Origin of the sequence: Halomonas sp. A020 (assembly GCF_027943625.1) — a bacterium.
In the GTDB taxonomy this organism is placed as follows: domain Bacteria; phylum Pseudomonadota; class Gammaproteobacteria; order Pseudomonadales; family Halomonadaceae; genus Vreelandella; species Vreelandella piezotolerans.
On the sequence record NZ_AP022850.1, the window covers coordinates 57602 to 71188 of the forward strand.

At 58.1% G+C, this 13587-nt stretch carries 13 protein-coding genes; 9 read left to right on the top strand and 4 right to left on the bottom strand.

The genetic code is table 11. The features are described 5' to 3' along the window. Positions 1-140 precede the first annotated feature (140 nt). The 8 genes from FRH_RS00315 to FRH_RS00350 all read left to right on the top strand — a co-directional run bounded on the left by FRH_RS00315 (position 141) and on the right by FRH_RS00350 (position 7767). Positions 141-1127, top strand: coding sequence for a succinylglutamate desuccinylase (locus tag FRH_RS00315; RefSeq protein WP_139526766.1), 987 nt, complete (start codon positions 141-143; stop codon positions 1125-1127). Between the two features lie 243 nt (positions 1128-1370). Next, positions 1371-2141: an ATP-binding cassette domain-containing protein gene (locus tag FRH_RS00320; RefSeq protein WP_139526764.1), complete on the top strand. Its 771-nt coding sequence runs from the start codon at positions 1371-1373 to the stop codon at positions 2139-2141. Positions 2142-2160: 19 nt separating this feature from the next. Next, positions 2161-2862: an ABC transporter permease gene (locus tag FRH_RS00325; protein ID WP_281997507.1), complete on the top strand. Its 702-nt coding sequence runs from the start codon at positions 2161-2163 to the stop codon at positions 2860-2862. Between the two features lies 1 nt (position 2863). Continuing rightward, on the top strand, positions 2864-3595 hold the full coding sequence (locus FRH_RS00330; protein WP_139526762.1) for an ABC transporter permease: 732 nt from the start codon (positions 2864-2866) through the stop codon (positions 3593-3595). 134 nt (positions 3596-3729) lie between these two features. Continuing rightward, entirely contained in the window at positions 3730-4500 is a 771-nt protein-coding gene (locus tag FRH_RS00335) for a transporter substrate-binding domain-containing protein (RefSeq protein WP_281997508.1), read from the top strand. Positions 4501-4834: 334 nt separating this feature from the next. Next, a complete protein-coding gene (locus tag FRH_RS00340) occupies positions 4835-5632 on the top strand; it encodes a transporter substrate-binding domain-containing protein (protein ID WP_281997509.1) in 798 nt (265 codons plus the stop codon). An 89-nt stretch (positions 5633-5721) separates the two neighbouring features. Beyond that, a complete protein-coding gene (iadA, locus tag FRH_RS00345; RefSeq protein WP_281997510.1) occupies positions 5722-6867 on the top strand; it encodes a beta-aspartyl-peptidase in 1146 nt (381 codons plus the stop codon). A gap of 75 nt (positions 6868-6942) precedes the next feature. Beyond that, positions 6943-7767 carry a TraX family protein gene (locus FRH_RS00350; protein WP_281997511.1) on the top strand — a complete coding sequence of 275 codons (825 nt, stop codon included), beginning with the start codon at positions 6943-6945 and terminating at the stop codon, positions 7765-7767. On the opposite strand, the gene FRH_RS00355 is transcribed toward FRH_RS00350, so the two are convergent. The 4 genes from FRH_RS00355 to purE form a co-directional block, all read right to left on the bottom strand. After that, positions 7745-9370 carry a diguanylate cyclase gene (locus FRH_RS00355; protein WP_281997512.1) on the bottom strand — a complete coding sequence of 542 codons (1626 nt, stop codon included), beginning with the start codon at positions 9368-9370 and terminating at the stop codon, positions 7745-7747. The genes FRH_RS00350 and FRH_RS00355 overlap by 23 nt on opposite strands. Before the next feature lie 202 nt (positions 9371-9572). Beyond that, entirely contained in the window at positions 9573-11171 is a 1599-nt protein-coding gene (locus FRH_RS00360; RefSeq protein ID WP_219861350.1) for a diguanylate cyclase, read from the bottom strand. 223 nt (positions 11172-11394) lie between these two features. Beyond that, positions 11395-12525, bottom strand: coding sequence for a 5-(carboxyamino)imidazole ribonucleotide synthase (locus FRH_RS00365; RefSeq protein ID WP_153843779.1), 1131 nt, complete (start codon positions 12523-12525; stop codon positions 11395-11397). Between the two features lie 33 nt (positions 12526-12558). Then, entirely contained in the window at positions 12559-13074 is a 516-nt protein-coding gene (purE, locus tag FRH_RS00370; protein WP_139526746.1) for a 5-(carboxyamino)imidazole ribonucleotide mutase, read from the bottom strand. A 216-nt stretch (positions 13075-13290) separates the two neighbouring features. On the opposite strand from purE, the gene FRH_RS00375 reads away from it, so the two are divergent. Next, the gene (locus tag FRH_RS00375) at positions 13291-13563 is read left to right on the top strand and encodes an XRE family transcriptional regulator (RefSeq protein ID WP_139526744.1); all 273 of its coding nucleotides are present in this window, start codon (positions 13291-13293) and stop codon (positions 13561-13563) included. Positions 13564-13587 lie beyond the last annotated feature (24 nt).

A 13587-nucleotide genomic window follows, 5' to 3' on the forward strand; every position in this document is an offset into this window, starting at 1 on the left:
GAGCGCTTTTTTGTACCGGCAACTTTCATCATCCCACCCGCCATTTTCACGCGAACGACGCCTCCCCTTGTGGACAGCTACGGGCGTGGGTAAAGGTAGGAACGATAAAAAAGCAAATGCCCATGCTCAAGGACACTTTCATGCTAGGCCAATGGCTCGACTGGACGCTCGACGAGGAACGCCCCTCCCCGCGCATCGGCCGCTTCCCAAGCGGCACTTACCATCTTCACGGGCCAGGTATTCTAGAGCTCACCCCTAACATTCTGCGCCCAGAGGCACGCGCCTGTGTATTTTCTGCGGCGATACACGGTAACGAAACCGCCCCGGTGGAACTGCTCGGTGATTGGCTGAGCGCTTTGGAAGCCAGCACGCTGCAGTTAGGCGCGCCGGTGCTGGTGATCTTGGGTAACATTCCCGCGTTAAAAGCGCACAAACGCTTCATTGCCACCAACCTCAACCGGCTGTTCAAACGCGATCTGGACGAGCGGGGGGCCGAACCCGACCGAGCGCGAGCGTTAATGGAAGCAGTAGATACGTTCTTCGCCCGCCACCATGCGCTGCCGAAACTGCACTACGATCTGCACACGGCGATTCGGGACAGTTTGTATACCCGCTTCGTCGTCGAACCCTACGCCCTCGCCGCCACCGATGCGCAGCAGTGGCAGTGGCTGGCCGGAGCCGATATGCAGGCCGTGCTCCACCAACATCAGCACAGTTGGACGTTCTCCCACTACAGTAAGCACTATCATCACGCCCAAGCGTTTACGTTCGAACTGGGTCGGGTTGCCCCGTTTGGTGACAATGATATGGCTCCCCTGGCGCCAATGCTGACGCTCTTGGGCTCACTCAGCTCAGGTTATCCGCCGCCGACAAAGCCCGCAGATAACATGGCCTTTTTTAAAGTACAGCACGAGCTGATGCGCCAAGCGAAGGACTTTACGCTCTGCTTCGACGATGACGTACCCAATTTCAGCCGTTTCGAGCCCGGCACCTGCCTCGCCAAAGATGGGGTAGCGGGTGATTTCATCGTGGAGAAGACACCATTACATGTGGTGTTCCCCAATGCCCACGTCGACATAGGCGCTCGTGCGGCACTGTTGGTGGTGCCCAGTCATGCCATTACCTGACGGACACTTGCGCTACTGCTTGACGATGAAAACGTACTTTTCATAACGACGTCTTTTTTTATAACAACAACGTGAAGGGGCCGTCAGGACACATCGCCACGTACCAAGACCAATGTCGTCCTGATAAAGTACGCGCATTTGGCGCAGTCCTGATAGAATCGCCCCTTTTTTCGCGCCAGCCGCACACACGCACGACAAATTCATTTGTTGCTGCTGCGGCAACCCTGTACTGGAGCCTACGTTATGGCCGCTACGCCTACTCCCCTTGAAGTGCGCAATATTAAAAAGCGCTTTGGCGATACGGAAGTTCTCAAAGGTCTCTCCCTGGAAGCCCAAAAAGGTGACGTCATCACCCTCATTGGCGCCTCAGGGTCGGGCAAAAGCACCTTCCTGCGCTGCATGAACCTGCTTGAACAGCCCGACGATGGAGAGCTCTACGTCCACGGCGAACAAATTCGTTTTAAAACCACCAAACACGGCCGTGAGCCCGCCGACTGGAAACAGGTGGTGCAGATGCGTGCCAAGCTCTCGATGGTCTTCCAAAGCTTCAATCTATGGGCACACATGACGCTGCTGGAAAACATCATCGAAGCGCCGATCCACGTGCTCGGCAAGCCCAAAAAAGAGGCAATCGAGCATGCCCATGCGCTGCTGGATCGCGTAGGGCTGAGCGCTCGCGCCAATGCCTACCCGGCACAAATGTCCGGCGGCCAGCAGCAGCGCGGTGCCATTGCACGGGCGCTCGCCATGGACCCGGAAGTCATGCTGTTCGACGAGCCCACCTCGGCACTGGACCCGGAGTTGGTCGGCGACGTGCTGAAAGTCATGCGTGACTTAGCCAATGAAGGACGCACCATGGTCGTGGTCACCCACGAGATGAGCTTTGCCCGCGACGTGTCCAGCAAAGTGATCTACCTGCACCAAGGCTTGGTAGAAGAAGCCGGGGCGCCGAACGAGGTGCTGGGTAATCCGCAGTCACCGCGCTTGAAGCAGTTTCTAGCGCCCAAATACTGATCCGCGAGGCACGCACACCATGCTCGATTTGCAAGGTTACGGCCCCCGCCTGATCGAAGGGGCGGGCGTCACCGTTCAACTGGCCGTGCTATCGCTGATGCTAGCGATCGTTCTAGGCCTCCTCACCGCCAGCGCCAAGATGTCGCGTAACTGGCTGTTACGTCGCACCGCCACCGTTTACACCACGGTGATTCGCGGTGTGCCGGACCTAGTGCTGATGATGCTGCTGTTCTTCGGCGGCCAGATCGGCGTCAATGCCATCAGCGACATGCTGTATTACAACTACGACATCGACATTTATATCAATTTCAATGCCTTTGCCGCAGGCGTACTGACCATCGGCTTTATCTTCGGTGCCTACATGGGCGAAACCTTTCGTGGGGCGTTCATGGCAGTGGATAACGGCCAGATAGAGGCAGGCAAAGCCTACGGCATGAGCAGTGGTTTGGTGTTTCGTCGCATTCGCTTCCCCCAAATGATGCGCCACGCCCTGCCCGGCCTTTCCAATAACTGGATGGTACTGCTCAAAACCACCGCGCTGGTCTCGGTAATCGGCCTGACCGACATGGTCCGAGTAGCCGCCGAAGCCTCCCGCGCGACCCACGAGCCCTTCGTGTTTTTGATCCCCGTCGCGGTGGCCTACCTGCTCATTGCCAGCGTCTCCGAGTGGATCTTTGCGCGCCTACAAAAACGTTACGACATCGGCTTTGGGGGGCATTGACATGTTAGATATCTCTGCATGGTTCAACGACCTACTAGCGGACAACCTGATTTTCACACCGACGACCCTCGGCTACTACTGGGAAGGATTGGTGACCACCACACAATTGGTCTTTCTCTCGCTGGTGGCCGGGCTCATCCTAGCGGTACCGCTGGCCATCATGCGTAGCTCCAGGCACAAATGGATCAGCCTGCCAGTCTATCTGTATACCTACGTGTTTCGCGGAACGCCGCTGTTGATCCAGCTCTACATCATTTACTACGGCGTCGTATTTATCGACGGCATTCAAGAAACCTTTCTGTGGCCGGTGCTGCGCGAAGCGTTTTACCCCGCGCTGATTGCCTTTACGCTGAACACGGCCGCCTATACCACCGAAATTTTCCGTGGTGCCATCAAGGCAACGTCGAAAGGCGAAATAGAGGCCGCACGGGCCTATGGCATGTCGCAACGTTTGATGATGCGGCGGATCATTCTGCCCAGCGCCTTTCGACGCGCGCTGCCAGCCTACGGCAACGAAGTCATATTCATGCTGCATGCCAGCGCCATTGCCAGTGTGGTGACGTTGATGGATCTGACCGGTGCGGCACGCTTCGTGTATGCGCGCTTTTATGCGCCCTTCGATGCGTTCCTATTCGTCGCAGCCATCTATCTCTGTTTGACCTTCGCGATCTTGTATTTTTTCCGCTTCTTAGAGAAAAAGCTGCTGGCCCACCTGCAGCCACAAACCACCTAACCAAAACAAAGACAACAGCGCCAGCGTAAAACAAACGTTGGTTCAAATGCAGACTCCCCCTTTTCGCCAACCTCAACCTGGGGTACGTTAAGGGGGATCACCTTGGGTGAACCTGCTTCTTTTGGAGTCTAAAAATGAAAAAACTACTGACTGTTTCTCTGCTGGGCTTGGCCGTCGCTGCAGCATCTTCTGCTCACGCGCGCGATTACGACAGCGTCCGTATCGGCGTCGACGTTCCCTACGAGCCCATGGAATACCGCACCGCTGAAGGTGAACTGACCGGCTTCGACATCGACCTGGGCAACGCCCTATGCGAGCGTATCGGTGTTACCTGTGAATGGGTCGAGCAGGAGTGGGACGGTATCATTCCAGGCCTGATGTCACGCAACTACGATGCCATCATGTCCTCCATGACCATCAACGACGAACGCCGTCAGCAGGTACTGTTCTCAGACCCCTACATCACCATGCCGTCTGCCTGGTTCGCTCCGAGCAGCCTGGACATCAGCGAAGCCAACGAAGAGACCCTGGCAGGCAAAACCATTGGCGTTCAGCGCGGCACCCTACAGGATAACTACGTCACCGATAACTTCAGTAGCGTCGCTGACATCAGCCGCTACTCCACCGCCGACGACATGGTGCTGGACATGGAAGCACAGCGTCTGGATATCGTCTTCCTCGACTTCCCGATCGGCCAGTCCACGCTGCTCGAAAGCGATGAAGCCGAGTATGTCGTAGTGGGTGAGCGTATCAGCGAGCCGAAAGAGTACTTCGGCGACGGTTTCGGTATCGCCTTCCGTCAGCGTGACGAAGCGCTAGCCGAGCAGTTCAACGAAGCTCTGGCGGAGCTCAAAGAAGACGGCACCTACGATGAGATCTACGCCCGTTATTTCGGCGAAGAGTAAGCGCTAGCTGCTTGAGCGAGCCTCCCCACTTGGGGAGGTTCGCAAGCGAGACGCCAACATGCCCTCACGCCTCCTCTTATCCCCCGCGCTGCACGCGCTTCGCCCAGGTACCCGTGGCAACATCGCCCGTTTCTACCTGAGCGAATGGTTCGACGAATAGCCCTCCCCTTTTGGCACGCCCGTGCCAAGGCACGCCCCTGTGCGTGCATATTGCCCTGCGTGTAAGGCGCACGGCACTCCTGCGCTTAGCGCACCCCATGCAATAGCCGCCCTAAGGCGGTTGGCATACAGCAGCATCGACCTACCTACTAAAAATCGCTTCAGGAGACTGACTATGCGTTATGCAACGCTGTCCGTGGCCGCTGTTCTTGCGGCTGGTGTTTCACTTTCATTGGCATCCACTGGCGCCTTTGCCCGGGATTATGACGAGATTCGACTCGGCGTCGATGTCCCTTACGAACCCTTCATGTACCGCGAGGCCGACGGCACGCTCACCAGTTTCGAAATCGAGCTCGGCAACGCTGCCTGCGCCTACATGGAGGTCACCTGTACATGGGTCGAGCAAGACTGGGACGGCATCATTCCGGGACTGCTGGCGCGTAACTACGACGCCATCATGTCCTCCATGGCGATCACCGACGAGCGCGCCCAGCGGGTGCTGTTCTCCGAGGCGTACTACACCACGCCCAGCGCCTGGATCACCACCCGTGATAAAGAGATCGATATCGAAGATCGTGCCAGCCTGGAAGGCTTGACCGTTGGCGTGCAGCGAGCGACGTTGCAGGACAACTACGTCACTCAGCTTTACGGCGATGTCTTGGAGATCCGTCGCTATACCGGTGCGGACGATGTGGTCACCGACCTGATGGCGGGCCGCCTGGACCTCACCTTCATGGACTACCCCATCGCCGAAGCCACCATCGATATCGACACGCCAGAGAGCGATTTCCAGCGCATCAGCGACTTCATCAAGCAGCCCGAGGAGATTTTTGGCCAAGGTGTGGGGATGGCGTTTCGCCCCCGCGATGAAGCCCTGGCCGAACGCTTCAACGAGGCTCTGCACGCGCTCAAGGAGAACGGCACGTATGATGAGATCATGAACCGCTACTTCAACTACGATGTACGTTTATAAGCGCGCTGTTCGAATAGCGTGACGCTACCACTACGAGCGCCGGCCTCTGGTCGGCGCTTATCGTTTCTGATGACTCTCCAGGGAACTCCATGCTGACACTTGTAAAGAATGCCCAACTCTTTGCCCCCGAACCGCTTGGGCTGTGCCACCTGCTGATCGCCGACCAACGCGTTGCCGCCGTGCTGAATGCCGATGAAACGTATCAATTAGGCACGCTGATTCGTACGGTGGACCTGGAAGGGCGCCGCGTAATCCCAGGGTTAGTCGACCCGCTGGTGCACTACATCGGCGGTGGCGGTGAAGGCGGCTTTGGCAACCGCACCGCCGAACTCAGCCTGGAAGACGCCTGTGCCTCCGGGGTGACCACGCTGGTGGGCGCGCTAGGCACCGATGCGCTTACCCGCACCCCAGCCAACCTGATTGGCAAAGCGCGGGAGCTGGCCGCTGGCGGGCTGAGCACCTACGCCTACACTGGCTCTTACCAACTTCCCCCCGTTACGCTGACCGGTTCGGTAGCCAGCGATATTCTCTACATTCCTGAGTTCATCGGCGTGGGTGAAGTCGCGATTAGTGACCATCGCGGCTCCCAACCCACTACCCAAGAGTTAACGCGGCTTGCTTCCGACGCCCGCACCGCCGGGCTGCTCGCAGGGAAATCAGGCATCGTCTTCATTCACACCGGCGACGCCGACACCCACTTGGAGCCGCTGCGCCAAGTGGCCAAAAAAAGCGCCATCCCGCTGACGCAGTTCTACCCCACTCACATAAACCGCACTGCCGCGCTGTTCGAAGATGGCCTGCGCTTTGCCCGTGAAGGCGGGCGCATCGACTTCACCACCAGCACCACACCCGAGCTGCTGGCCGGTGGTGAAGTGCCTGCCTCCGAGGCAGTGGCTCGGGCGCTGAAAGCGCGAATCGAGCCCGGCCAACTCAGTCTCTCCTCCGATGCCAACGCCTCGTTGCCGGAATTCGATGATCAACACCGGTTTATTGGCTTGAAACCCGGTAAACTCAGCAGTCTATTCGAGGTGCTGGGCGAGTGCGTCAATGAGCATCAGATCAACATGGAGCACGCGCTACGCTGCGCGTCGACCACCGCCGCCGATACGCTCAAACTGCCCCGCAAAGGCCACTTACAGACGGGTTCGGACGCAGATTTCATCGTACTACGCGAAAATCACTGGGCCATCGACCAAGTCTGGGCACTGGGCAAACCCATTTTTAGCGCCAGCTAAGTGTCACGCCCTCCGGCGAACTTGCTCAGCCAAACCGGGTCTTTACTAACACCCCACCACATACAAGGAGGTAGCATGGCTGAAACGATGGCGGGTCCCGCAACGCCCCATGAGGAGACGACAAGCGCGCTTCGTCCCTCCTCCCACTGGACCGCTTGGGGACAGTGGCTAGCGCTGTTCACCATGACCGTGGATCACCTCACCCGCTACGTGCTTCCGGGTGATTGGGATTTGAGCTGGGCGGGCTCCTCGATTGGGCGCATTGCGTTCCCCCTCTTTGCCGCCATGGTGGCGTGGCACGGCCTGTTCAATACCCGCAACCCACTTCGCTATTCGCGACGCATTCTGATCATTGGGCTCGTTGCGCAAATTCCCTACATGATGATGCCCCGCGCGTCCGATGCGTTCATTTTGAACGTCTGTTTTACGTTGGCCAGCGGGTTGGCACTAGGAGCGCTGGTACGGCAAGGCTGGCAGCACTATCAACGGCAAACGTTAGGCTTTGGTTGGCTCATGTTAGGCGCTGCCGTCGGCGTTACGGTGTGGTATCTATTGGGATTTTGGGTGGAGTATGGCCACAACGGCCTGCTGCTGATTCCGCTGTTCATGTTTGCGATGCAGGCGCTCAGTGACACAGGGGATGCGCTGAAATCACGCCTATGGGCGGGGCTCGCGGCATTTCCCGTATTGTGGATTGCCGGGCAGATGAACGCCTCCGACATGGCTAAATCGTTCACCGTCGCCACGTGCGTGCTGGTCCTAATGCTCGCCGCAGGCGCAGCCCAGCGAGTGCCGCCGGTGGCGCTGGCCATGCCCCGACGTTTATGGCTGGCGTGGTACCCAGGGCACTTCGCCCTCATTGCCCTGTGGCTTCTGCTTAGCGGTCAATTGGCGGGGTAGATGCCTGCTCGGCGACGCGCTTGTTCACGTCATCACGCATCCAGGGCTGGTAGCGGCGAAGCCGCGCTCGGCCCTCGGTCTTGGCTTGATACATCGCGGTATCCGCCTGCTTGAGCACATCTGCGTGGTCACAGTCAGCGGCATTGAAACAGGTATAGCCCATGCTCGGGGTGACCTCGACCCAGCGGCTCTCTAGGCGGTACTGACCGGCCAACGCCTGCTGTACGGTCGCCATATAGCGGGCAGCGGCAAGGTCGAGTGCCTCGCTCTCCGACACATCGAACAGTGCCAACAGCACAAACTCATCGCCGCTCAGACGGGCAGCCATATCCTGGTCGTGTAGGCAGGACTCCAAACGGCGCGCGACCTGTACGAGCAAATCATCGCCCGCTGCGTGGCCAAGCGTATCGTTAATCAACTTGAAGCGGTCCATGTCCAGGAACATCACCAAGCCTCCGCGTTGGCCGCTCTCTGGCTCTCGGCATAGCGCCTCCAGACGCTCGATGAACAGCCGTCGATTGGGCAAATCGGTCAGCGCGTCGTAGTAGGCTTGGCGATAGATGATCGCCTCGCTGCGCTTCCGTTCGGTGAAGTCTTCGATGATCGCCACACCACCTATCATTTGATCGCTGGCACTGTGAACCCCATTGAAAAACGCCCTCAGCGGCGTTCCCTCAGTGGCTTTGGGCAGTCGATACGTGCCTTCGTAATAGCCGGTGCCTTTTTCCAGCGCATCCTTCACCGCTTGCGCCACGTCACGGTCGGCAGAGCGATCCAGCATACGATAGCCGAGCAGATTCGAGCGCTCCACGCCCAGTATGTCCAGCAGCTTGCTATTGCAGTCGGTGATCTGGCCCTGCTCATCAAAGTGCAGAACGCCTAGCGGCGAGTGCTGAAAAATGGAGCGATAGCGATTTTCGCTCTCCTTGAGCTGTGCTTCGCGGGCCCCCATGCTCACCCGCAGAGCGATATTGTCATGGATGGTCCGGCTAAAGCGTCGGCTGGTCGCCATGATCAACCCTAAAAACAGCACTAACATCAAGCCAATCAAAATCGATAGTGGCGAGCCTTGCAGCAGAAACTGCAGCTTAAGCGGCAATAGAATGGGAAGCACGAAGCCAATGGCAATCCACCATACCGACGAGAGCGTCGTCACACCGCCTGCCGCAATGCCAGCCAGCACGATCGATAGCGCGGCGATTTGGCCAGGATGGTCATGGCTGAACAGCAGCACGCCGGAAGCTCCCCAAACACAGCCTGACGCAATGGCCCCCATGGCAAACCAATGCAACCACCGTCGACGCTGTTGCTGGAGAGCGGGCAACCGTTTGAACCGCTGCGCCAGCAGTAACCTTACGGTAGAAATCAATGCCAGTGACACAAACCACCCCAACAGCAGTGGGGTGTCCACTACGGGCCACATGGCCGCCACCAGCAGCCCACCTGCCAGTACACTGCTCAACACCGGTTGCCATAAGTTGTCGTAAAGCAAGCGCACTTTTTCACCGCGCAAACGCTGCAACGTAATGTGGTGATCACGCTGATAACCACTGCGCAGCCCAGAGGCCGTTGCCGTGGCGGCAAGGGGGGTGGGGGGCGACATACAAACTCCCTGTTTTTAGTCGGCTTGACGCCAATCTTATTGGTTAGGTTGTTTTTAATACACCTGTTTTAGCACGTTTACGCGCTATTAAGGAGTAGCCGCCGACAATAAAAAAGCCGCGTTATTAAGCGGCTTGCCATACGAAAAGATGGCGGTGAGATCAGGCCATCATGACTGCCTGGATCGCTTTACGCCTAGAGATCTAGCGGCGCGGGGCCACATGGGAAGATTGTTCGCTAACACGCCTGTTGACCTCATCACTCATCCACGGCTGATAGCGACGCAGCCGCGCGCGGCCTTCGGATTTGGCCTGATACATGGCGATATCGGCCTGTTTGAGCACGTCGACATGGTTATAGGCCGCCGTATCAAAGCAGGTGTACCCCATACTCGGGGTAACATCGACCAAGCGGTTTTCCAACCAGTATTTCCCTGACAGCGCCTGCTGAACGCGGGCCATGTACTGCTCGGCAAGAGCGTCCGTTTGGCTCGCGTTCTCTTCGTCAAACAGGGCCAGCAAAACAAATTCATCGCCACTTAGCCGTGCGGCCATATCACCGTCGCGCAGGCAAGACTCCAAGCGCCGCGCGACCTGCACCAACAGCGCATCCCCAGCCGCATGCCCCAGGGTGTCGTTGATCAACTTGAAGCGGTCCATGTCTAGAAACAGAACCAACCCGCTGCGCTTTTGGTCGATCATGTGGGTATCGAGCGATTCCAGCCGTTCGATGAACAAGCGCCGATTGGGCAAATCCGTGAGCGCATCGTAATAGGCTTGGCGATAAATGATCTCTTCACTGCGTTTACGCTCGGTGAAGTCCTCGATAATGGCCACCCCACCGATAATGCGATTGTCCATGCCGTGCACACCGTTAAAAAAAGCACGCAGTGGCGTCTTTTTTTGGGTGTTGGGGAGGTGGTACGTGCCTTCGTAGTAACCCGTCCCTTTTTCAATCGCATCCCTGACGCTGTCGGCCACCCAGGGGTCTGCGGAAGGCACAAGCAAGTCATGGCCCACGATGCAACGACGATCAACGCCCAGGATCACCGGCAGCTTGCTATTACAGTCCGTCACCTTGCCGTCTTCATCGAAGTGAAGCACGCCCAGCGGTGAGTTTTGAAAGATGGAGCGGTAGCGATTTTCGCTCTCAAGCAATTTTGCTTCTCGATCGGCCATGCTCATGCGTAGCGAAATATTATCGTGAATGACTTGTCCCAGGCGTCGGCTGGTAAGAATCAACAAACCGACAAACACAATAATCAACCCACCGATAGCCTGCTGGGTCGGCGCTGGCGAGAGCAGTAGCAGCACTTGCAAGGGCAAGCTAATCGGGATGATGAAGCATACGGCCACCCACCACACGGCCGAAAGCATCGTAACGCTACCCGCTGCCACGCCTGACAGCACAATCACGAGAAAAGCCACATAATCCGTTTGCTCACCCTGAAACATCAAGACGCCACCGCCGCCCCATGTGCACCCCGCCACCAGCGCTCCCAGAGCGAATCGCCACAGCCACTGGGCCTTTGCCTGCTCTTCCAGCGACGACTGCAAAAAACGACGGGCGTCACACAACCGCCAGGCAGACACGGCCAAAAGGACGATAAACCACATCACTACATGTGCCGTATCCATTACGTTTCGCATGACGGCCGCTAATACGAGAGCACCTAAAATGCCTGCTGACACAGGCTGCCAGATGTTGGCGTAAAGAAGGCGCACTTTTTCGCTGCGTAAACGCATGGTGTCTACCGAGCATGGTTGAGGAAAATCACTGGGCAAGCCTGAAGACGTTATCATGGGCAAGACACCATACGTTCAGTGATACGGAGAGCGACCTTTCACATAGGTAATGCCTTTCACGCATTCGTGGGTGAACGGTGGCGACATCCAAACGACATGGTCCTTGTATCATGGTGGCGTCGTTTGAGGAGTCCTTGTCACAAAAATTCACCTCCATCGCTGGGGCATCCAACGATGGAGGTGAAGTAGTAAAAGGCGAGGGGTCGACCTGTAGGAATCCCTATAGCATGGATTCGAAACTCCACGCCACGGGAGGCGCATCGGGAATCAATGCTTGGCAAGCACGCACTTTCTCTAACAGCTCGGCGTGGGTGGCGGCCACGACGTTGACATGCGCCAGCTTACGCCCAGGGCGCTCTTCCTTGTCATAGCGGTGTAGATGCGTGTCGGCCATGGCCAGCAGCGCAGCATTGTCGCCTTCCAAGCCGATGACGTTCACCATGCAAGTGGGCGCAGTGGCGTTCGTTGCGCCTAATGGCAAACCTTGCACTGCCCGCAGATGGTTCTCGAACTGGCTGGTGACGGCGCCATCCATCGTCCAGTGGCCAGAATTATGCACTCGCGGGGCCATTTCGTTGGCCAACAGGCTGCCGTCGCGGGTTTGGAACAGCTCCAGCGCCAACACGCCAACGTAATCCAGCTCGTCAAGCAGCGCACGAATATAGCTGTCGGCCGTCTGCTGAACGCTGGCGTCCAAATCCGGTAGCGGCGCCACGGAGTAGCGCAGAATGCCGCCCACGTGTTGGTTTTCGGCCATGGGGTAGAACACCACCTCCCCATCGCGGCCGCGCACGGCAATCATCGAAACTTCGCGAACGAAATCGACGAACGCCTCGACGATGAGCTGTGAATGGCCAATGGCCTCCCACGCCTCTTGGGCCTGCTCTGGCGCTTTCAGCACCGCTTGCCCTTTGCCGTCGTAGCCTTCGGTGACCGACTTGGCTACCACCGGGCAGCCCAGCTCGGCGGCGGCGGCGGCGAGCTGCTCAGCACTTTCCACCACGCGGTAGGCGGGCGTGGGAATACCTAAGCGGTCGAACAGCGCCTTCTCTTCTACTCGGTTCTGGCACACCGCAATGGCGCGACTGCCGGGATACACCGGCTTGTGCTGCTCGATCTGCTGGACCAGCGCCACGGGCAGGTGCTCGAACTCGTAGGTGACCACGTCGACCTTCTCGAGGAACGCCGCCAAGTGCTGGTTATCAGGGTCGACGATCACCTCACCGATGCCCGCGCTGGGGTTACCGGTGGTATCCAAAAACGTGAAGGTATTGCCCAGCGGATAGCCTGCCAGCGCCAGCATACGGCCGAGCTGACCCGCCCCAAGAACACCAATGTTTTTTGCAATCATACGGTTTGCACTCTGTCCGCTCATGAGGGCTACCTATTGGGCTTGGTCCGCTTCGGGACGCGGATCGGGGTTGTCAAGCACCATCTGCGTCTGTTCGGCACGGAAGGCATCTACGGCGTCGCGCACGGCGCTGTCGTGCAGGCCAACGATTTGAGCCGCCAGCAGGCCAGCATTGGTGGCCCCCGCTTTGCCGATGGCCAGCGTCCCCACGGCAATACCGCCCGGCATTTGCGCAATCGAGAGCAGTGAGTCCAGGCCTTTCAGCGCTTTGGACTCCACCGGCACGCCGAGTACCGGCAGCGCCGTTTGTGATGCCACCATGCCAGGCAAATGAGCCGCTCCACCGGCACCGGCCACGATGACTTGCAAGCCGCGCTCGGCAGCGCTTTTGGCATAATCGAACAGCAAGTCAGGCGTGCGATGCGCCGACACCACGCGAGTCTCGTAGGGAACGCCCAGCCGCTCCAACATCGCCACCGCGTGCTCCATGACCGGCCAATCGGACTTCGACCCCATGATCACGCCCACTTTGGGTGCGCTGTTCGACATGCAAAACTCCTCGGCCAACGGCCTAACATAAGCTAGAAAGCAGTCCATAAGCCGTGCAAAGCGCGGCTCACTCAGAATTAGGAAGGCGCATAGTTTACCAGAGCCACGGGCGTTTGCGGGCGTGGTGAGGCGTGTGAAATTTTCCTCGAATTAGGCATTGAAAACCGCGTGAGTTGGCGGCATTGTGTGTTTGTCATTTCAGACTGATGGAGTCACATGAGTACGGCATACTCGACTGCTCACGCAGAAGCGATGGATCCTCCGCGAAGCAGCCCTGACCTCGATGTCAGGGAACTTGAAAAACGTACGCGCCTTATGCGCATCATTACCCGCCTGATCGCCGTATCAGATCTGGGGAGCCGTGAAATCGCCCGCCGGGCTGGCTTACCCGTTCAAAAGATCAGCGACCTGCTCGCCGGAAGGCTCGAGCATCTGGACATCGACGAACTGAATGTCCTGCGTCGCACGTTAGAGCCGGAGGCGCCATAGTAGCCACGCCACCTCCCGCTCGAT